21 protein-coding genes are annotated in these 20,458 nt (G+C 59.2%); 12 read left to right on the forward strand and 9 right to left on the reverse strand.

Annotated elements, in window-relative coordinates; genetic code table 11:
• Window positions 1–28 precede the first annotated feature (28 nt).
• From clpX to Q0802_RS10395, 5 genes are all read left to right on the forward strand, one after another.
• Window positions 29–1,294, forward strand: coding sequence for an ATP-dependent Clp protease ATP-binding subunit ClpX (clpX, locus tag Q0802_RS10375; protein WP_298917507.1), 1,266 nt, complete (start codon window positions 29–31; stop codon window positions 1,292–1,294).
• A gap of 84 nt (window positions 1,295–1,378) precedes the next feature.
• Window positions 1,379–1,741: a RidA family protein gene (locus Q0802_RS10380; RefSeq protein ID WP_298917508.1), complete on the forward strand. Its 363-nt coding sequence runs from the start codon at window positions 1,379–1,381 to the stop codon at window positions 1,739–1,741.
• A 91-nt stretch (window positions 1,742–1,832) separates the two neighbouring features.
• Window positions 1,833–2,216, forward strand: a complete 384-nt coding sequence (locus tag Q0802_RS10385; RefSeq protein ID WP_298917510.1) for an NADH:ubiquinone oxidoreductase subunit NDUFA12 — start codon at window positions 1,833–1,835, stop codon at window positions 2,214–2,216.
• Between the two features lie 8 nt (window positions 2,217–2,224).
• Window positions 2,225–2,671 carry an outer membrane lipid asymmetry maintenance protein MlaD gene (gene mlaD / locus Q0802_RS10390; RefSeq protein WP_298917512.1) on the forward strand — a complete coding sequence of 149 codons (447 nt, stop codon included), beginning with the start codon at window positions 2,225–2,227 and terminating at the stop codon, window positions 2,669–2,671.
• A complete protein-coding gene (locus tag Q0802_RS10395; RefSeq protein ID WP_298917515.1) occupies window positions 2,668–3,024 on the forward strand; it encodes a DUF2155 domain-containing protein in 357 nt (118 codons plus the stop codon). The genes mlaD and Q0802_RS10395 overlap by 4 nt, the downstream gene beginning before the upstream one ends.
• Here Q0802_RS10395 and aat read toward each other — a convergent pair.
• From aat to accB, 3 genes are read right to left on the reverse strand one after another with little or no spacing between them, the layout of a single operon-like run.
• Window positions 2,988–3,620 (reverse strand): leucyl/phenylalanyl-tRNA--protein transferase, encoded by a 633-nt coding sequence (gene aat / locus Q0802_RS10400; RefSeq protein ID WP_298917518.1) that lies wholly within the window; start codon window positions 3,618–3,620, stop codon window positions 2,988–2,990. The two genes, Q0802_RS10395 and aat, sit on opposite strands and share 37 nt — an antisense overlap.
• 12 nt (window positions 3,621–3,632) lie before the next feature.
• Window positions 3,633–4,985, reverse strand: a complete 1,353-nt coding sequence (gene accC / locus Q0802_RS10405) for an acetyl-CoA carboxylase biotin carboxylase subunit (RefSeq protein ID WP_298917520.1) — start codon at window positions 4,983–4,985, stop codon at window positions 3,633–3,635.
• A 12-nt stretch (window positions 4,986–4,997) separates the two neighbouring features.
• Window positions 4,998–5,492: an acetyl-CoA carboxylase biotin carboxyl carrier protein gene (gene accB / locus Q0802_RS10410; RefSeq protein ID WP_298917522.1), complete on the reverse strand. Its 495-nt coding sequence runs from the start codon at window positions 5,490–5,492 to the stop codon at window positions 4,998–5,000.
• 151 nt (window positions 5,493–5,643) lie between these two features.
• On the opposite strand from accB, the gene Q0802_RS10415 reads away from it, so the two are divergent.
• Both Q0802_RS10415 and Q0802_RS10420 read left to right on the forward strand, forming a co-directional pair.
• Window positions 5,644–7,149 (forward strand): AMP-binding protein, encoded by a 1,506-nt coding sequence (locus tag Q0802_RS10415; protein WP_298917525.1) that lies wholly within the window; start codon window positions 5,644–5,646, stop codon window positions 7,147–7,149.
• A 100-nt stretch (window positions 7,150–7,249) separates the two neighbouring features.
• Window positions 7,250–8,299: a hypothetical protein gene (locus Q0802_RS10420; protein WP_298917528.1), complete on the forward strand. Its 1,050-nt coding sequence runs from the start codon at window positions 7,250–7,252 to the stop codon at window positions 8,297–8,299.
• 29 nt (window positions 8,300–8,328) lie between these two features.
• Here the strand turns inward: Q0802_RS10420 and Q0802_RS10425 are convergent, their stop codons facing one another.
• The 5 genes from Q0802_RS10425 to Q0802_RS10445 form a co-directional block, all read right to left on the reverse strand.
• Window positions 8,329–9,084: an ABC transporter ATP-binding protein gene (locus Q0802_RS10425; RefSeq protein WP_298917530.1), complete on the reverse strand. Its 756-nt coding sequence runs from the start codon at window positions 9,082–9,084 to the stop codon at window positions 8,329–8,331.
• A gap of 57 nt (window positions 9,085–9,141) precedes the next feature.
• Window positions 9,142–9,906: an ABC transporter ATP-binding protein gene (locus tag Q0802_RS10430; protein ID WP_298917533.1), complete on the reverse strand. Its 765-nt coding sequence runs from the start codon at window positions 9,904–9,906 to the stop codon at window positions 9,142–9,144.
• Between the two features lie 10 nt (window positions 9,907–9,916).
• The gene (locus Q0802_RS10435) at window positions 9,917–11,116 is read right to left on the reverse strand and encodes a branched-chain amino acid ABC transporter permease (protein ID WP_298917536.1); all 1,200 of its coding nucleotides are present in this window, start codon (window positions 11,114–11,116) and stop codon (window positions 9,917–9,919) included.
• A 4-nt stretch (window positions 11,117–11,120) separates the two neighbouring features.
• Window positions 11,121–12,152, reverse strand: a complete 1,032-nt coding sequence (locus Q0802_RS10440; RefSeq protein WP_298917539.1) for a branched-chain amino acid ABC transporter permease — start codon at window positions 12,150–12,152, stop codon at window positions 11,121–11,123.
• Between the two features lie 116 nt (window positions 12,153–12,268).
• Window positions 12,269–13,618, reverse strand: a complete 1,350-nt coding sequence (locus Q0802_RS10445; RefSeq protein ID WP_298917542.1) for a substrate-binding protein — start codon at window positions 13,616–13,618, stop codon at window positions 12,269–12,271.
• 234 nt (window positions 13,619–13,852) lie between these two features.
• Here Q0802_RS10445 and Q0802_RS10450 point away from each other — a divergent pair, with 234 nt between their 5' ends.
• The 5 genes from Q0802_RS10450 (at window position 13,853) to Q0802_RS10470 (ending at window position 20,004) form a co-directional block, all read left to right on the forward strand.
• Window positions 13,853–15,142 carry a helix-turn-helix transcriptional regulator gene (locus Q0802_RS10450; protein ID WP_298917545.1) on the forward strand — a complete coding sequence of 430 codons (1,290 nt, stop codon included), beginning with the start codon at window positions 13,853–13,855 and terminating at the stop codon, window positions 15,140–15,142.
• 165 nt (window positions 15,143–15,307) lie between these two features.
• Complete coding sequence (locus Q0802_RS10455; RefSeq protein WP_298917548.1) at window positions 15,308–15,691, forward strand: response regulator; 384 nt, start codon at window positions 15,308–15,310, stop codon at window positions 15,689–15,691.
• 3 nt (window positions 15,692–15,694) lie between these two features.
• Window positions 15,695–15,973: a hypothetical protein gene (locus Q0802_RS10460; RefSeq protein ID WP_298917550.1), complete on the forward strand. Its 279-nt coding sequence runs from the start codon at window positions 15,695–15,697 to the stop codon at window positions 15,971–15,973.
• The gene (locus Q0802_RS10465; RefSeq protein WP_298917553.1) at window positions 15,973–18,666 is read left to right on the forward strand and encodes an ATP-binding protein; all 2,694 of its coding nucleotides are present in this window, start codon (window positions 15,973–15,975) and stop codon (window positions 18,664–18,666) included. Before Q0802_RS10460 ends, Q0802_RS10465 begins: the two co-directional genes overlap by 1 nt.
• Before the next feature lie 126 nt (window positions 18,667–18,792).
• Window positions 18,793–20,004, forward strand: coding sequence for a flagellar motor switch protein FliM (locus Q0802_RS10470; protein ID WP_298917556.1), 1,212 nt, complete (start codon window positions 18,793–18,795; stop codon window positions 20,002–20,004).
• Between the two features lie 6 nt (window positions 20,005–20,010).
• Here the strand turns inward: Q0802_RS10470 and Q0802_RS10475 are convergent, their stop codons facing one another.
• Window positions 20,011–20,442 carry a TIGR01244 family sulfur transferase gene (locus Q0802_RS10475; protein ID WP_298917559.1) on the reverse strand — a complete coding sequence of 144 codons (432 nt, stop codon included), beginning with the start codon at window positions 20,440–20,442 and terminating at the stop codon, window positions 20,011–20,013.
• Window positions 20,443–20,458: the final 16 nt, after the last annotated feature.

Raw genomic sequence — 20,458 nt, forward strand, 5'->3', positions numbered from 1 at the left:
ACGACATCCAAGACCTGAAAGGGTTGACATGGCAACGAATTCAACAGGCGACAGCAAGAATACCCTTTATTGCAGCTTTTGCGGCAAGAGCCAGCACGAGGTGCGCAAGCTGATCGCCGGGCCGACGGTCTTCATCTGTGATGAATGCGTCGAGCTTTGCATGGATATCATCCGGGAAGAGACCAAGGCCTCCGGTCTGAAAGCGACGGACGGGGTGCCGACGCCCAAGGATATCTGCGACGTGCTGGACGATTACGTGATTGGTCAGGCAACCGCTAAGCGGGTGCTGTCGGTCGCTGTGCACAATCACTACAAGCGGCTCAACCACGCGCAAAAGGGTGGCGATATCGAGCTGGCGAAATCCAACATTCTGCTGATTGGTCCGACTGGGTGCGGTAAGACACTGCTGGCGCAGACGCTGGCGCGTATTCTGGATGTGCCCTTTACCATGGCCGATGCGACCACGCTGACCGAAGCGGGTTATGTGGGCGAAGACGTCGAGAATATCATTCTGAAACTGCTGCAATCGTCGGAATACAATGTCGAGCGGGCGCAGCGCGGCATCGTTTATATTGACGAGGTCGATAAGATCACCCGCAAGTCGGAAAACCCCTCGATCACCCGTGATGTGTCGGGCGAGGGCGTTCAACAGGCTTTGCTGAAGCTGATGGAAGGCACCGTGGCAAGCGTGCCGCCGCAGGGCGGGCGCAAACATCCGCAGCAGGAGTTCCTGCAGGTGGACACCACGAATATCCTGTTCATCTGTGGCGGCGCTTTTGCCGGGCTGGACAAGATCATCGCGTCACGCGGCAAGGGGTCGGCCATGGGCTTTGGCGCGGATGTGCGTGACAATGACGAGCGCGGCGTCGGCGAGATTTTCACCGATCTGGAACCTGAAGACCTGCTCAAATTCGGTTTGATCCCGGAATTTGTGGGCCGTTTGCCGGTTCTGGCGACGCTGGAAGATCTGGATGAAGACGCGCTGGTCACCATTCTGACGCAGCCTAAAAACGCGCTGGTCAAACAATACCAACGCCTCTTCGAGTTGGAAGACACCTCGCTGACCTTCACCGATGACGCGCTGTCGGCCATTGCCAAACGGGCGATTGAGCGGAAAACCGGCGCGCGTGGTCTGCGCTCCATTCTGGAAGACATCCTGCTCGACACGATGTTCGACCTGCCGGGGCTGGAGAGCGTGACAGAAGTGGTGGTGAACGAAGAGGCGGTTGTCTCCGAAGCGGCGCCGCTGATGATTCACGCCGACACAGAAAAAGAGCCTGCCAGCGCTGGCTGAGCTAGGATCATTGCAAAAGAAATCAGGGCAGGTCGCGCGACCTGCCTTTTTTCGTGTCAAGCAACGTGAAAAAGGAGGGATCAGATGGGCATCAGACGCATCAAATCCGGTGGCGAATTTGAGGAGAAGGTGGGCTATTGCCGCGCGGTCGTCGCGGGCGGCTGGGTGCATGTGGCAGGCACGGTCGGACAGGGCGACACGGTGGAGGCGCAATGCCAATCGGCGCTGGCGGTGATTGGCAGGGCACTGCAGGACGCAGGCTGCGGCTTTGAGGATGTGGTGCGCGTTAACTATTTCCTGCCGGATCGCCATGAATTCGAACCCTGCTGGCCGCATCTGAGGCAAGCTTTTGGGCCCAACCCGCCCGCCGCGACGATGGTCGAATGCGCCCTCATTGACCCCAAATACCGCATCGAGATCGAAGTGACCGCGCTGCTGCCGGAATAACGCTCGGAAAAACGCAGGAGGCCGCGCATCCATCTGGACGTTTGCCCCCTGATCGGCCATATGTACATAGCAATGCGACCGGAGGCATTTCATGGGACTTCTGACTTCTATCCTGCGCGCGGTGACCTGGTGGAACGGCCAGACGCTGAACACGCAGCTTTGGACCTGGCGCAAGGGCGTCAAGGTGGGCGAGGACAGTCAGGGCAATGTTTTCTATGAAAACAAGGACAAGACCCGCCGCTGGGTGATTTACAATGGCGAGGCTGAGGCGAGCCGGGTCGATCCCGACTGGCACGGCTGGCTGCACCACACCTGGGACGCGGCCCCGACGGACGCACCGCTGCCGCATAAACCGTGGGAAAAACCGCATCAGGAAAATCTGACCGGGACCGCGCTGGCCTATGCGCCCAAAGGGTCCCTGCGCCGTGCCGATCCCGCACCACGTAGCGACTACGAGGCCTGGTCGCCGGAGTAATTTGCCAAATGTCTGAAAACACTACCGAAGTCATCGTCGGTGCCGGCGTTTTAGCCGCCGCTGTGGCCTTTGTTGTCTATGCCGGGCAGGTATCTGATTTTTCGGGGGCTGCGTCGAGCTACCCACTGGAGGCGAGTTTTCGCAGCCTTGAAGGCGTAAGCGTGGGCACCGATGTGCGTCTGGCCGGGGTCAAGGTGGGCTCGGTTGCGGCGGTCACGCTGAATCCGGAAACCTACCGGGCGGACACAACGGTGTCTGTCGCGCAGGAAATCGAAATCCCCGATGACAGCGCCATCGTGATTTCGTCCGAAGGGCTGTTGGGGGGTAATTTCGTCGAAATCATCCCCGGAGGATCGCCGTTTTTCTTTGAGGCGGGCGACACGATCACCGATACGCAGGGCGCGGTGAGCCTTGTATCTCTGCTGCTCAAATTTGTGAGCGGTTCCTCGGAATGATACGCCGGTTGGCCATGGCGCTGGCGTGTCTGGCCACAGGTGCTACCGCTCAGCAAGTCAGCGAGGCGCAGGGTGTTGTCTTGCGCGGGCTCGATAAGATCAGCGGACAAGTCTATGATATTGAGATGAAATCCGGACAGACGGCAACGTTTGAACGTCTGCGGATCACGCTCAATTCCTGCCGCTATCCAGTGGGCAACCCGTCAGGCGATGCCTATGCGGCGCTCAAGGTTTCGGATGCCACGGACGGGACAGAGCTTTTCTCGGGCTGGATGATCGCCTCCGCCCCGGCACTTTCAGCGATGGATCACGCGCGCTATGACCTCTGGGTCATGCGCTGCACGACCTCCTGAGGGCTTCGCAGCGGTGGAGCAGTGAAATCACCTGGTAGGCTACGTGCTTTTTCCAAGGCGGTCCGGTAGGCTGCGCGGCTTATCTCGATCCCGCCCAATGAGGCCAGATGTTCGGTCAGAAACTGCGTGTCAAAGAGCCGGAAACCGCCGTCCAGCAACCGATCCACCAGACAGGCCAGCGCGATTTTCGAAGCATTGGTGCGGCGCGAAAACATGCTTTCGCCAAAAAACGCGGCCCCCAGCGTGACCCCATAGACACCGCCGACGAGGGTGGCACCCTCCCAGATTTCCAGGGAATGCGCCTGCCCGCGGTCGCGCAGCGCAAGGTAGAGCCCGCGAATTTCCGTGCTGATCCAGGTGTCCGCGCGATCGGCGCAGCCGTCAACCACACCCGCGAAATCCTGATTTATGCTAACCTCGAACAAGGTGTTGCGCATGGCGCGCCGCAGCGAGCGCGAGATGTGAAAGCCGTTCAGGGGCATCACTCCGCGCCGTTTAGGATCGACCCAGAAAACTTCCGGGTCGTCGCGATGTTCTGCCATCGGGAAAATGCCGGTGGCATAGCCCTGCATCAGCAAATCCGGGGTCAGATACATGACGCTCCCGCGTCAACTGCCGCCGAGATTGGTTTCCAGCCAATGCTCCAGCCAGTGGATATTGTAGCCGCCCGACAACACATCCTCTTCTTCCAGAAGCGCGTGAAAAAGCGGCACCGTGGTGTCGACACCATCCACGATCAATTCGCCCAGAGCCCGTTTCAGCCGGGCCAGCGCTTCGGGCCTGTCGCGCCCGTGCACGATCAGTTTGCCGATAAGGCTGTCGTAGTAGGGCGGGATGGAATAGCCGTCATAAAGCGCCGAATCCATGCGTACACCAAGCCCCCCGGGCGCGTGATACTGGGTGATCCGGCCCGGACAGGGCGAAAAGTTGGGCAGTTTTTCGGCGTTGATGCGCACTTCGATGGAATGGCCGTTGATGGTCAGGTCTTCCTGCTGGAACGACATCTCCATGCCGGAGGCGACGCGGATCTGTTCACGGACCAGATCGACGCCGAAAATGGCTTCGGTCACGGGGTGTTCGACCTGCAAACGGGTGTTCATTTCGATGAAGTAGAACTCGCCGTTCTCATAGAGGAACTCGATGGTGCCCGCACCGGTGTAATTAATGCGCGCGACCGCATCGGCGCAGACCTTGCCGATGGTGGCACGTTCTTCGGCGGAAATTGCGGGGCCGGGGGCCTCTTCGAATACCTTCTGGTGACGGCGTTGCAGCGAACAATCGCGCTCGCCCAGATGCACCGCACGGCCCTTGCCATCGCCGAACACCTGAATTTCGATGTGGCGCGGCGTGGTGAGATATTTCTCGATATAGACTTCATCATTGCCGAAATTGGATTTGCCCTCAGCACGTGCAGTGTGGAAGGCTTTTTCCATTTCCTGGGCGTTCTGCGCGACTTTCATGCCGCGCCCGCCGCCACCCGCCGTGGCCTTGATGATCACCGGATAGCCGAATTCCTCGCCGATGCGCTTGGCCTCTTCGAGCGTGTCAACACCGCCATCGGAACCGGGCACGCACGGCACACCCAGCTTTTTCATCGTGTCCTTGGCGGTGATCTTGTCGCCCATGATGCGGATGTGTTCTGCGGTGGGGCCAATGAAGGTCAGGTCGTGATCTTCGACCACCTGCACGAACCCGGCGTTTTCGCTCAGAAACCCGTATCCCGGATGGATCGCCTCGGCCCCGGTGATTTCGCAGGCGGAAATGATTGCAGGCACAGACAGATAGCTTTGCGTGCCCGAGGGCGGGCCGATACAGACGCTTTCATCGGCCATGCGCACATGCATCGCGTCGCTGTCGGCGGTGGAATGCACGGCCACGGTGGCAATGCCCATTTCGCGCGCGGCGCGCACCACGCGCAGGGCGATCTCGCCACGGTTGGCGATCAGGATTTTGTTGAACATCGCGCAGCCCTCCTATTCGAGGATCACAAGCGGTGTGCCAAATTCGACCGCGGCCCCATCCTCGACGACGATGCGCTTGATGGTGCCGGAGCGCGGGGCGGGGATGTGGTTCATGGTCTTCATCGCTTCGACGATCAGCAGCGTGTCGCCTTCGGAAACCGAAGCGCCGACGGAAATGAATGGGTCCGCACCGGGTTCGGCCTGCATGTAGACGGTGCCCACCATGGGCGAAGTCACGGCGCCGGGATGATCGGCGGGATCATCGGGGCTGCTGGCAGCCGGGGCTGCGGCGGCGGGGCCTGCAACTGGCGCGGCAGCGGGTGCGGCAGTCGGGGCGGCAACCTGCACGGCGGCTTGCTGCTGGATGTGACGGCTGACGCGCACGTTCAGACTGTCATCGGCACCATAATCCCGTTTGACCTGCAATTCCGTCAGATCATTTTCCCGCAGCAATTCGGCCAGGGCCTGAATGAAGGCCACATCAGCGTCATGGTTCTTTTTTGTCATGTAAGTCCTCGTCGACCGTTCCGGGGAGCCTTGTTCACGTCGGCCCTTGTTCCTGCTCTTTCGTTATAGGCCAAGGGTCAGCCCATGGAAACCCGCGACTTGCGGGCGCGTGCCAGAGCGATATTGTCGGGCAGGTAACGAGGGGGATCACATGAATCTTGCGCATTGGCTGGAACGCACAGGGATGGCCGCACCTGAGCGTCCGGCGCTGTTTCTCGGCGAGGCCTGCGTGGCCGATTACGGCACGTTTCTGGCGCGCGCGCGGTCTGTTGCTGGGTGGTTGAGAGCGCAGGGCGTGGTTCCGGGCGACCTAGTGGCGATTTTCATGAAAAACCAGCCCGATTATCTGGTGGTCTTTTACGGCATCTGGATTGCGGGTGGTGTGGTTGTGCCGATCAACGCCAAGCTGCACGGGCGCGAAGCGGCGTTTATTTTAGAAAATGCGAGCGTGTCTTTCGTTTTTGCCTCGCCTGACCTGGCCGAGGCCTTGCGGGATGCGGCCACCGAAGTCGCGCCCGTGATCGTGCCAAGTGCGCGTTATGACGGCATTCTGGCGCATGTTCCGGCCCCGGAAATTGTGCCACGTGCGCCGGAGGATGTGGCCTGGCTCTTTTACACATCCGGGACCACGGGCAAGCCCAAGGGCGTGATGATGACCTTCCGCATGCTCACCACCATGAGTCTGTGTTACGGTCATGATGCGGATGCGGTCCGGCCTGAGGATGCAACGCTTTACGCCGCCCCCATGAGCCACGGGGCCGGTATCTACAATATGTTGCATATGCATGCGGGCGCACGCCACGTCTGTCCGGCCTCCGCCGGGTTTGATCCGGATGAGATTTTCGATCTGGCCGGGCATTTTGGGTCGGTCCAGATGTTCGCGGCCCCCACGATGGTCAAACGCCTGACGGAACGCGCTATTGCAACCGGGCAGAGCGGTGCCGGGTTGCGCACCATCGTCTATGCGGGTGGGCCGATGTATAATGCCGATATCATCGCGGCAGTGGATCACTTCGGGCCGATCTTTGTGCAGATTTACGGGCAGGGAGAATGTCCGATGGGGATCACGGCGCTGAGCCGGGCGGATGTGGCCGACCGCAGCCATCCGCGCTGGCGGCAACGTCTGCAATCTGTGGGCAAGGCGCAATCCGCGGTCGAAGTTGCCATCGGGGATGCGCAGGGCCGGCCTTTGCCCACCGGCACCCATGGGGAGATCATGGTGCGCGGTGACACGGTGATGCTCGGCTATTGGCAGAATGCCGAGGCGACCGCCAAAACGCTGGTCAATGGCTGGCTGATGACCGGTGACATGGGGTTCATGGATGCGGATGGTTATGTCACGTTGCAGGATCGCTCCAAGGACATGATCATAACCGGTGGCTCCAACGTCTATCCGCGCGAAGTCGAGGAGGTTCTGCTGATGGACCCCGAGGTGTCGGAGGTGTCGGTTGTGGGCCGTCCGCATCCCGAATGGGGCGAAGAGGTCGTGGCGTTTGTTGTGGGCTCTGCCCCGCCTGCGCGTCTTGATGCGCTCTGTCTGGAGCATATCGCTCGGTTCAAGCGACCCAAGGATTACATCCCCATCGACGCCCTGCCCAAGAACAACTACGGCAAGGTGCTGAAAACGGATTTGCGTGCGCGGTTTGAAAGCACCTGAAGGGCGCCAGCAGCCTTTGTGACGCGGATCACAGCACCGGCGCATGACGCCGTGTTAACCTGTTCGGGCAAACCGCCAGATTGAACAGGAAGACCGCATCATGCCCACGCCAAAGACCCAGCTCGCCGCCCTCAATACGGATGCCAAGGCGATTTACGCCGACATCCAGTATTTCGTCACGCCGCTTGACGAGGTGCATGGCCTTTTGTCGCAGGTGCAGGACCTGCTGAAAAAGCCCGAGGACTTTGACAAGAAACTGGGCGACATATTCCAAGTTTTGCGCGGTCTGGAGAAGGCCTGCAAATCCGGATCGTGGATACCCGAGGTGGGCACGCTTGCCAAAGGCGCAGGTGAGTTCATCGCTGGGATCAACGGGTTCATCAAACCCACGCGCGATATCCTCAGCCAGATCGAACGCGACATCAAACCTTTGCAGGACTGGATCAGGAAGCTGCAAAAACCGGTGGACCGGGCCTGGGGGGCCGTGGGCAATGTGGAAGGCAAGATTGAAGCGCTCGCCAATGTAACAGACAGCCTGCGCAAGCACTATAAAGATGCCCCGCCCAAGGGTCTGGAAAACTGTGCCGCTGTGCTGAACCGACCGCTGCATCCGGTGACACAAACGCTCAATGACGCCAAGGACGAGGCCAACGCCGGGCTGAACACGGTCGAACAACCGCTGCGGCAGGCGTGGAATGCGCTGGGGCGGCTTCTGGATTATGCCAATGTGATCGACAAGGCCTATAACGCCCTGGGGGGATTGCGCAGTTTCATCAACACGATCACCGCAGCAGTCACCAAAGCGGCCAACTATGGCAAGAAGGCCATTGAAGACGCCATTTCATGGGTGGGGCGACATACCTTTCCAAAGACCTACAAAAAGGTCAAAGCAATGATGGATGAGGTCGACCGCCAGATTGCGAAAATGCGCAAATCCTTGACTGATTTCCTGTTCAAGCCGGTGCAAGATATGGTTGCGCGCGTGGCCCGGGACATCGAGAACCGTTTCAAAGCGCTGCCCGCCGTCAAGGCGCTCAAAGCCGCGGTCGGTCAGGTGGAGGCAGCGCTGGAAACGGTCCTGCATGCCATCGAAAATCAGGCGGACCCGTGTCGTGACATGCTTAGCGGCAAGCAAAGCCCGGGTGGCTAGCGGCACCACCGGGAATTTGGCGGTGGGCGTCAGATGGCGAGGTATTCCTCGCGCAACTCCTTGTTCTCCAGCACTTCCGCTGCGGTGCCGTCAAAGACGATGCCACCGGTGTCGAGGATCACCGCCCGGTCGGCCAGTTGTAAGGCGCGCACGGCGTTCTGTTCGACCAAAATGGTGGTGATGCCCTGCTCCTTGATGATGCGCAGCGTCTTTTCGATCTCATCCACGATCACCGGGGCCAGACCTTCGTAGGGTTCATCCAGCAGCAGCACCTTGATGTCACGACAGAGCGCGCGGGCAATGGCCAGCATCTGCTGTTCGCCGCCTGACAGGGTCACGCCTTCTTGCGCGCGCCGCTCACGCAGCCGTGGGAAAAGGTCATAAACCCGGTCCAGCGACCAACCGACGGGCGGGGCGATCTGCGCGAGCTTGAGGTTTTCCTCGACCGTCAGCCCGGCAATGATCCGGCGGTCTTCGGGCACAAGACCCAGTCCTGCCTGTGACGCCTGATGGCTGGCCATCTTGTGCAAGGGTTGGTGATCAAGCCAGATCTCGCCTTTGCGTACTTCCGGGTCACCCAGCCGCGCAATGGCGCGCAGCGTCGAGGTTTTGCCCGCCCCGTTGCGGCCCAGCAGGGCCAGAATTTCGCCTTCATGCACGTTGAAGGTCACGCCCTGCACAATGTAGCTCTCGCCGTAATAGGCATGCATGTCCCAGACAGAGAGGAAGGCAGGCGCGGTCGCTGCCTGATTGGCGTGTTTGGAAAAATCCGGTTTGACGTTCATATCCATGTCCTCGCATGTTGCGGGTAAGGTGGGCTTCAGACCACCGTTGTCAGAAAATTACGCGGCGGTCTGGGTCTCTCCCAGATAGGCTTCGCGCACTTTCGGATGGCCTTTGATGTTGTCTGGCGTGTCTTCGACCAGCGGCGTGCCCTGCGCCAGCACGGTGATGCGTTCGGCAAGCGAAAACACCACATGCATGTCGTGTTCGATGATCGCGATGGTGATGTCACGCTCGTCGCTGATCTGTTTCAACAGGTCGATGGTATTGTTCGTATCGGCGCGCGCCATACCCGCCGTGGGTTCGTCCAGCAGCAGCAACCGCGGCTCCTGACTGAGACACATGCCGATCTCAAGGCGCCGCTTGTCGCCGCGTGACATCGCCGCCGCATGCATATGCCGCTTGTCGGACATATTCATGTCGTCCAGCATGTGTTCAGCGCGTTCGACGATATCACGCTGCGAGGTCACGCTGGCAATGGCATTCATCTCGAAGGCCCCGTCGCGTTTGGCAAAACAGGGGATCATCATGTTTTCCATCACCGTCAGATCGCCGAAGATTTCCGGCGTCTGAAAGACCCGCGAAATCCCCATCTGGTTGATCTCATAGGGTTTGCGCCCCAGTACTGATTGCCCGTCAAACATCACCGATCCGGTATCCGGGATCAGCTTGCCCACCAGACAATTCAGCAGGGTCGATTTGCCCGCGCCATTGGGTCCGATGATCGCATGCACCGAATTTTCCGCAATGCTCAGGTTTACGTCTCCCAGCGCCTGAAGACCCCCAAACCGCTTACCTACGTTTTTAACCTCAAGAATACCCATGTCAGTTTCCTTATTCCGCAGGTGTTGTTTTGCCATCAGCGGCATCATCGGAGGGTTTTTTGCGTTTGAACAGGCGCCCAATACGCTGTCCACCCTCGACCAGACCGCCGGGCAGGAAGATCACCACGAGCATGAAGAGAATGCCCAAGGTGAGGTGCCAGCCCTTGCCGATGAACGGGTAAACGATCGCGATCAGGAAATCCTCGATCCCGTCGGGCATGAAAGCAAACCATTGCTCCAGCACGGATTTGTTGATCTTGGAGATGATGTTTTCCATGTATTTGATGAAACCCGCCCCCAGGACAGGACCGATGAGCGTACCGGCACCGCCAAGGATCGCCATCAGCACAACTTCACCCGATGCGGTCCAGAACATGCGTTCGGCACCCACCTGCGTGTCCATGGCCACCAGCAGACCGCCCGCCAGACCGGCATACATGCCGGAGATGACGAAGGCCGCCAGCGTATAGGGTTTGGAATTGAGGCCGGTATAATTGACGCGCTGCTGGTTCGATTTGACCGCCCGCAACATCATGCCGAAAGGAGAGCGGAAAATGCGGATCGACAGGTAGAACGCCAGGATCATCACGACCGCCGCGATGTAGTAGCCGGCGTTGAAGGTGAAAACCCAATTGCCCAAGGAGAGCTCGTAGCTTGCTCCCATTTCCAGCCCGAAGAAGTTCGCGCGGGGTGTCTGGCCAGCGACAAGCGCGCCGTCCAGAATGCGTGGATCATCCACCTTGGGCTGAAGCCCGGTTTCGCCGCCGGTGATCGGTGTCAGCACCGAATAGGCCAGCGAATAGGACATCTGGGCGAAGGCCAGCGTCAGGATGGAGAAGTAGATGCCCGAGCGGCGCAGGGAAATCCAGCCCACCAGCAGGGAGAAGAGCCCCGCGACAACCACCGAGATGATGATTGCGGGCACCACATTCATGGTCAGCAGTTTCATCATCCAGATCGCCGCGTAGGAGCCGACACCTAGGAACGCCGCGTGACCGAAGCTGAGGTATCCTGTGAGCCCGAAGAGGATGTTGAAGCCGATGGCAAAGATGCCAAAGATCACCAGCCGCTGCATCAGATCCGGATAGCCCGCGTTGAACTGCGCCATGGCGGAGCCTTCGGGGAAAGGGTTGAGGATGAAGGGTGCAAAGATCGACAGACAGATCACAATGATCAGCAGGGTGGAGTCGCGTTTTGTCAGACCAAACATGATCCTATTCCTCCATGACGCCCTTGCGGCCCATCAGGCCACGCGGACGAGTCAGCAAGATGATGATGGCGACCAGATAGATGATGATCTGGTTGATGCCGGGCAGGATTTCGAGAACCGCCGACATGGAGGCGAAGCTTTCAAGAATACCCAGGAGGAAGCCCGCAAGCACGGCACCGGGCAGCGAGCCCATGCCGCCCACGACGACGACCACGAAGCTCAGGACCAGAAAATCCATGCCCATGTGGTAGTTGGGCGAGTTGATCGGCGCGTACATCACGCCGGCCAGGCCTGCTACGGCGGCGGCAATGCCGAACATGATGGTAAAGCGCTTGTCGATGTTGATGCCCAAAAGGCCCACGGTTTCGCGGTCTGCCATGCCTGCGCGCACGACCATGCCAAAGGTGGTGAATTGCAGAAAGGCAAAGACCGCACCGATGATCAGGGCAGAGAAGGCGAAATAGACCAGACGCCAGTAGGGGTAGATGATTGTGTTAGGGTCAAAGCCGAGCATCGCGCCGAAATCGAACGATCCGCGGAACGCGTCCGGTGCCGGGGTGGGGATCGGGTTGGCACCGTAGAAATACTTGATGATCTCCTGCAGCACGATGGCGAGACCGAAGGTTACGAGGATCTGGTCGGCGTGGGGACGCTTGTAGAAATGCTTGATCAGCCCGCGTTCCATGATGAAGCCAATGGCGACCATGACCGGGATGGCAAAGAGGATCGAGATGGGAACCGCCCAGTCGATGATGGCATCCCCCGTAGCCTGTCCGAAGATGTCGTAGATATAGGGCACTTCGACTTTCAGCGGATTGCCAAGAAAATCCTTCTGCGTCTCGTCAATGACGATGTGGCTCAGCGTCAGGATACGGCTGAGCGTCACGGCACAGAAAGCGCCGATCATGAACAGGGCGCCGTGGGCGAAGTTCACGACACCCAATGTGCCGAAAATCAGTGTAAGGCCCAGAGCGATCAGCGCATAGGCCGATCCCTTGTCGAGGCCGTTGAGGATTTGCAGGATGATTGCGTCCATGGTCCCACCTTCATGAAGCGATTATCGCCCGGAGCCCGGGCAAAGCGGATGGCAGGGGCTGCCGCCCGCAGTTGTTGAGAGGTGCGGGTGGCGCGCTCACGCCACCCGGCCGGGATTTATGCGCCCGGGTTACAGGTGCCCAGATTACCGCCAGCGAACTGCGGGTGATCGGGGGCATAGGTAACCTGCTCAACCGGTGTGACTTCGACGACTTCCAGCAGGTCGAACTCGGACTGCGGGTTCTCTTTGCCTTTCACGACCAGAACGTCCTTGAAGCACTGGTGGTCGGAACCGCGATAAAGCGTTTTGCCGTTGCCCAGACCGTCGAACTCGTAGTCTTCGAGCGCTTCGACAACCGCGCATGGGTTGAACGAACCGGCCCGCTCGACCGCATCCGCATAAAGCAGCGTTTGCACGTAGCAAGTATGCGCCGCCTGGCTGGGTGGGAAGCCGTATTTGGTGCCGAAGGACTGAACGAATGCCTTGGAGCCTTCGTCCTGCAGCGACCAGTGCCAGTTTGTGGAACCGAAGATGCCTTTCACGTTGGCACCCGCGCCCTTCGCCATCAGGCGCGAATAAAGCGGCACGATGATCTCGAAGTTCTTGCCGTTCACCTGCTTGTCGCGCAGGCCGAACTGAACCGCGTTGGTCAGCGAGTTCACCATGTTGCCGCCGTAGTGGTTCAGCACCAGCACGTCCGCACCCGATTGCAGAACCGGCGCGATATAGGAGGAGAAGTCGGTCTGGGTCAGCGGCGTTTTCACGGCGTTGACGGTTTCCCATCCCAGCGCTTCGGTGGAGGATTTCACCGCTTCTTCGGTGGTGTAGCCCCAGTTGTAATCGGCTGTAAGGTGATAGGCCTTGCGGTCCTTGCCGTAGTTCGCAGCAAGCACAGGCGCGAGCGCGGCACCGGACATGTAGGAGTTAAAGAAGTGACGGAAACCATTGGCCTTGCGGTCTTTGCCGGTGGTGTCATTGGAATGCGTGAGGCCGGCCATGAAGATGACGCCTGCTTCCTGACAAAGCGCCTGAACCGCCACGGCGACGCCCGATGACGACCCGCCGGTGATCATCACGGCACCATCTTTTTCGATCATCGAGCGGGCAGAGGCGCGCGCCGCGTCCGATTTGGTTTGCGTGTCGCCGGTGACATATTCGACCTTCTTACCCATGATGCCGTTACCCTGCAGCACCTTGGACGAGAACGTGTTCATCATGCCGCCGTCGCCGCCGCCATTGAGGTGTTCGACAGCAAGCTCATAGGCGCGCAATTCGTCGGCACCTTCGTCCGCATAAGGACCGGATTGGGGCACATTGAAGCCCAGCGTCACGGTGTCGCCCGTAGGTGCATTGGTAAAGCCCGAGTGCCCGTCAGCACGCAGATACGTCGGCAGCGCCAGTCCGGCGGCACCGGCAAAAGCACCGGTCTTGATCAGACCGCGACGTGTAAGTTTCGAATTGGACATGAAATCCTCCCAGTTGTTAAAACGGCGCAGTCGGTCAATTCCTCAATTACGCGACGCGTCCGGCACATTAGTGCAAATAACTTATCGCTGATGATCTGAAAACTCCGCAACAAGTGCCTTGAAATGAACAACTATTTTGTAAATTAATGAACAGGTGTTTGTGAGTGTTTGTAAATTACGTAATATTGCAGCGCAGAAACCGGTGGAAAAAGCCAAGGATTGTAGGGAGTTTTCATGGCACGCGAGGGATTGACGGGCAGCCGTATCAGGGAGCGCAGATCTGTTGTGGGCATGCGGCAGGCCGATCTGGCGCGCGCCTTGGGAATATCGGCGTCCTATCTCAACCTCATCGAACATAACCGGCGCAGAATCGGCGGCAAGCTGCTGCTGGATATTGCCCGCATCCTTGGGGTTGAACCCTCTACGCTGACCGAAGGCGCCGAAGCTGCGCTGATCGCCACATTGCGCGAAGCGGCCACGGGGGCCAATCTGCCAAGCTCGGAAATCGCCCGCGCAGACGAATTGGCCGGGCGGTTTCCCGGCTGGGCGGAAGTGCTTGCCAACGGTCATCGGCGCATCGCAAGTCTGGAGCGTCGCGTGGAATCCCTCTCTGATCGCTTGACACATGATCCTCATCTGGCCGCTTCCGTGCATGAATTGCTGACCACAGCCGCAGCCATCCGGTCAACAGCGGCTATTTTGGCCGACGAAAAGGAGTTGGAGGCAGAGTGGCGCGACCGCTTTCATGCAAACATCAACCAGGACAGCCGCCGTCTTGCAGAGAGTTCGAAATCTCTGGTGGACTATCTGGATGCCGGTCAGGGCAGCGAAGATGCCGCCGCCAGTCCCCACGATGAATTGGAGGTCTTTTTGACCGAAAACGCCTTTGAATTCGCCGAATTGGAAACGGGTCAGACGTCGGTGGAGGTATTGATTGCCGAAGCGCAGATGCTGAAATCCAATGCTTCACGGCAAATGGCGAAATCCATACTGGACCGTATTGCAGAAGATGCAGAACAGGTTCCGCTTGAGATTTTTCGGGCGGCCCTGGCCGAGGTCGGCAACGACCCGGTAAAGCTGGCGCGCCACTTGGACGTGCCCGTGGGCGTCGTGTTGCGGCGGCTTGCAAGCCTGCCGGAGCTTGAGGCGGGGTTGGTGGTCTGCGACCGTGCTGGCAGCCTGCTGTTTCGCAAGCCAGCGCAGGGTTTCGTCATTCCCAGATTTGGTGCGGCGTGTGCATTGTGGCCTCTTTTTGCGGCATTGGGGCAGCCCGGTCAGGTTTTACGCATGCCGCTGGTGCAACTGGGGCGGGGGCGTTCGGTTTTCAACTGTGTGGCCGTCGCCGAAGTTGTTGGCGGACCGACCTATAATCAGGCACCTCTGGTGCAGGCCAGCATGTTGATCCTGCCCAACGCGAGCCAGGAGCCTGATGGGGCAATTGAGGTCGGGGCTACATGCGGCGTGTGCCCGCGCAACGGATGCCCCGGGCGCCGGGAGCCGTCGATTTTGAGCGGTGGAATATGAATTCTGATGTCGCAACCCTACGCGGCTCAAACCAATGGTTGTATTTCTTTGTCGGTGGCGCGAGACTTTTGACAGTGCGGATAAAACCGACAATAGTTCACCCTCACCCCTGAGGGAGACAGACCATGGGTCTGGCAGGGCGGAGACCTTTGGGAGGAGGGCGCAATGGGCAAGCATGTGCTTTTGGTCGAAGATGAGCTGAACATCATTGAAGCCATTCGATTTCTGCTCAGCCGTGAGGGCTGGGAGGTGGACACCCATTCAAACGGGACTGACGCCGCACAGGTCATTCGGGAGCGCAAACCCGATCTCGTGGTGCTTGACGTGATGCTGCCGGGCAAGAGCGGGTTCGACATTCTCGAAGAGTTGCGCAGCCATGAGCAGACGGCGGATTTGCCGGTCCTGATGCTGACGGCCCGGGGGCAAAGCCGGGATCGCGAGATGGCCGAGAAAGCGGGCGTGAGCCGGTTCATGACCAAGCCGTTCTCGAATACCGAAGTGCTGACAGCGGTGCGCGATCTGCTTTACGTTCACGGGCAAAGGACCTGATCCATGGCCAAACCCGGCACGCCGCTCTTTCTGGAACGTGACGGATACCGCAGGCGTCGGATGATGGATGCGATACGGTTGCTTGTGATCCTAGGGGCAGGGCTTTGGATGATCCCTTTGTTATGGCCTACCCAAGGCGTCGCCGACGGGCAGGCCGTACCTACGTCAAAAGCGCTGCTCTATGTCTTTGGTGTCTGGTGGGCCCTGATTGCAATTTCGGCCTATCTTGCACGCCGTCTGGGACGCATCCCGGCACAAACGGATGATACCGGAGCCTTGTGATGGCGTCTTTGAACGCACTCATTGCCGTCTGTCTGGCTTACGTGTTTTTGCTTTTCTGCGTGGCGTTTCTCGCGGAGCGCGCCGGCATGAAGGGGCAGATGGGCTGGCTGTTGCGCTCGCCGCTGGTCTACACCCTGTCACTTTCGATCTATTGCACCGGCTGGACGTTTTACGGGGCGGTTGGGTATGCCGCACGCTCCGGGTTGGAATATGTGACGATCTATCTGGGTCCGAGCCTTGTGATCGTCGGCTGGTGGTGGGTCCTGCGTCGTCTGGTGCGGATCGGTCGTAGCCATAAGGTGACGTCGATTGCCGACCTGATTTCGTCGCGCTACGGAAAATCCAATGCCCTGGCCATTGTCGTCACGATCATGGCCGTCATCGGCGTGACACCTTATATTGCGCTTCAGTTGCAATCGGTTACCTCGTCACTGGCGATCTTTGCCGCGGCCGACGACGGCACTTTCTCGCAATCTACCGATGCGTCTGCCGCAGGCTTTTGGATCGCGGTGGGGTTGGCGCTTTTCACGGTGCTTTTCGGAACGCGCAACCTCAATGTGAATGAGCGGCATCATGGTGTGGTCATTGCTGTCGCCGTCGAGGCGGTGGTCAAGCTGATCGCGCTGATGGCGGTGGGTGCTTTCGTAGTTTGGGGGATCGCCGGGGGCGTGTCTGATACGCTTGAGCGGATAGACGCGTCGGCTCTGGGCACCTGGCAGATTGATGGCAGCCGCTGGGCAGGGTTGACCTTCCTGTCGGCTGCTGCCTTCTTGTGCCTGCCTCGCATGTTTCAGGTCATGGTCGTTGAAAATGACGATGAGCGCCATCTGCAGATCGCCAGTTGGGCCTTTCCGCTTTACCTGATGTTGATGAGCCTTTTCGTGGTGCCCATAGCCGTCATCGGCCTTGATCTGCTGCCGGCGGGGTCCAACCCGGATTTCTTTGTTTTAAGCCTGCCGCTTAGCCAGGGGCGCGAAGGGCTTGCCACATTGAGCTTTCTGGGGGGGTTTTCCTCTGCCACGTCCATGGTGATCGTCGCGACACTTGCCCTGTCGACCATGGTGTCCAATCACGTGGTGATGCCGATCTTCCTCTATCTGCGGCAGGGGGGTGCCACACAATCGGGCGATGTGCGCAACGTGGTTTTGCTGTCGCGGCGTTTGTCCATTCTGGGCATCATCGGGTTGGGCTATGTCTATTATCAGGCCTCCGGCGGCTCCAGCGCCTTGGCGGCGATCGGGTTGATTTCTTTTGCCGGGGTCGCCCAGTTTCTGCCCGCCATGTTGGGGGGGATTTTCTGGCGGGGGGCCACCCGCGTCGGGGCTTTGGTGGGCCTGGGCGTTGGCTTTTCACTCTGGGTTTTCACGATGCTTCTGCCCAGCTTCGGACCGGGTGTGGTGCTGAGTGTAGATACCTTTCAGAACGGATTTCTGGGTATCGGCTGGCTGCGGCCACAGGCGCTTTTCGGCATTCCCGGCATCGATCCTACGGTTCATGCGGTCTTTTGGAGCCTTCTGCTGAATGCAGCGAGTTTTGCCTGTGTCTCGCTGGTGACCTTTCCGCATCCGCTCGAAAGGCTTCAGGGGGCGCAATTCGTCAATGTTTTTCAGCATTCAGCCCAGACGCGCGGATGGCAGGTGTCGGTGGCTGAAAGCGAGGATTTGATGATCATGACTCAGCGAATCTTGGGAGCCCGGGAGGCCCAGCTGCTGTTTCAGCGCGAAGCGACGATGCAGGGGCGTCGGGGGTATCTGCCTGAACCTACCCCGGATTTTCTGCAACGGCTCGAAAGAGAACTGGCGGGTTCTGTTGGTGCTGCTACCGCGCATGCGATGATTGGCCAGATCGTTGGGGGGACATCCGTTTCCGTGCAGGACCTGTTGGCGGTCGCGGACGAATCCGCGCAGATGCTGGAATATTCCAGCCAGCTTGAGGCCAAATCCCGCGAACTCAGCCAGACAGCGGCCCAGTTGCGTCAGGCCAATGACAAGCTGACCCGGCTCAGCCATCAGAAAGACGCCTTTCTCAGCCAGATCAGTCACGAATTGCGGACGCCCATGACGTCCATCCGGGCCTTTTCGGAAATCATGCGCGATACCGAGGGGCTGGAGGATCGCGAAAAGGCAAAATATGCGAATATCATTCATGTGGAGGCCATTCGCTTGACGCGCTTGCTGGATGATCTGCTGGATCTGAGCGTTCTGGAAAACGGTCAGGTGACCCTAAATGTCCAGTCAGGGGAACTCTCGGATCTGCTCGACCGGGCTGTGGCGACGGCGCAGGCCAGCGAATCTCGCGAAATAGAGGTGCAACGTGAAGCTCTGCGGGAAAATGTGCAGCTTCATACGGATCTGGACCGTCTTGGTCAGGTTTTCATCAACCTGATCACCAATGCTCAGAAATACTGCCGGGCCGAGAAACCCGTTCTGCGCATCGAGGTGTCGCAGCTTGGCAAGGCCGTCGCGGTGGATTTTATTGATAATGGGTTTGGGGTGCCCCACGCTTCCCGCGATGTGATGTTCGAAAAATTCAGCCGTGTCGGCGCAGAAGATGGCAAAGGCGCAGGTCTTGGCCTGGCCATTTGTCGCGAAATCATGACCCGTTTGGGCGGTGACGTGACGTACCTCGACGGGACTGGCGGCACCGGCTTTCGGGTGCTGCTGCCGCAATCGCAGGCCCTTGCTGCTCAATAGTTTTTATCCAGAAACACCATAGATTCTGGGATCATAAAGGCAATGGTAACCATTCCCCCTTATTTCCGGGCAGAACAAAGCCACGCGTCGCGGGATCAGTGCGGGCTATTCTAACAAGGGCCAAAGATGTCAGTTTTGCAGCGCAAGGCGCAGGCAGGTAAACAGGAACATCAGGCGCGGGCCATGACCGTGCCCAAAGCGCTGCGCGTCAGCGTGGCCAAAATTGCCGACGAACTTTTCGAAATGGCGCTGGTGGTGATCGGCGTGACGCAGGAACGTTGCGACGGCGACCACATTGCCGAGAAGTTTGATGACACCTCCTTGTTGATGTTGCTGGACGGACCAACGGATAGTTCAGGTGGGGCCATGATCGGTCCTGAGCTGGTTGGTGCCATGATCCAGCAGCAAACCACCGGAAAGGTGTCGAAAAACCCCGCCACCGAACGGGTTATGACATCCACCGATGCCGCTCTCTGTGCGCCTCTGGTTGATGCATTGTTCCGTCGTGCGCATGGTCTTCTGGAAGCAGATGCAGATCGTGACACGCTGGCGGTCCTCAGGTTTGGTGCGCGGGTGGAAAACGCCCGCCTCTTTGGCCTGGCTCTGGACGCAACCGAATACAACATCTTTCGCCTGACCATTGACGTGGAAGGTGGTGCTTTCCAGTCAGTCCTGACGCTATTTTTGCCGATTGTTGAAAAGCGGCCTGAACTGGCGGCGCATGATCATGAAGAGGATGCGGCCCCGACCCCGCCAGTGACGCTGGAGAAGACGGTGATGGGTCTCAAGGCTGACCTGACTGCGGTTATGGGGCGATTGAAGTTGCCGTTGGCGGAATTAGGGCGATTAGCGCCCGGTGATGTTCTGACTTTGCGCCCGGATGCATTCGATGCTGTCGAGGTTATCACACGGGACGGGCGGGTGGTCAGCCGCGGGGCACTGGGGCAGGTGGATGGTCAGCGCGCCGTGCAACTGGAAACCAACGTCGCCACCACCGGCAATCCGAAGCGTCGCGCCGCAGATCGGGACGAGTTGGATCTACCTCAGGTGCAACCCGCTAAGCCCGCCGCCGGTGAGATGTTTGCCGATCCGGCGGCGACAATCGACATGCTTGAAGAACCCGGCGCGCTTCCGGATTTACCGGACTTGCCGGAGCTGCCCGATTTGCCTGATTTGGATGCCGCCCCGGCGCTTCCGGATTTGCCGGACATCGATATCGATGAGGCCGCGGCATTGCCTGATCTGCCCGACCTGCCGGATTTACCTGATCTGCCGGATTTTGACGGTGCAGAGGAACTCCCGGCGCTTGAAGACTTGCAGGACATCAAAACCGCCTGATCAGCGTTACTCTGTTTGACGCCTGATGGCGTCAAAGGTCGCCCGCAGATTTTCTAGATCATATCCCCAGTCCCGCGCCGCGCTAATGATGTCATCCGCCGGCATTTCCCGCGCTGCTGAGAGCGCCCAAGCTATGGTGGAGCGGGTCCCGGACGCGCAATAAGCCAGCACCGGGCCATCGACACTGTCCATCAATGCCCGGTTCGCCGCGATAATATCCGGCGTCATGGTTTGATGCGTCAACGGCTGGACCGCAAATTTCAACCCTGCCGAGATTGCCGCGGCTTCGATGGCGGCGCACTGGTGGCTGGGGGGGACCTCGACGTCAGGGCGATTGCAAATTACCAAACGAATACCAAGCGCTGCGATTTCGCGCAGGTCATCGACGCAGATTTGAGGGGCAGCAAAAAAGTCGGGTGTGATTTGACGGATATCCATGGTCAAAGACCTATGG

The sequence above is a fragment of the uncultured Roseobacter sp. genome, assembly GCF_947495275.1.
In the GTDB taxonomy this organism is placed as follows: domain Bacteria; phylum Pseudomonadota; class Alphaproteobacteria; order Rhodobacterales; family Rhodobacteraceae; genus Roseobacter.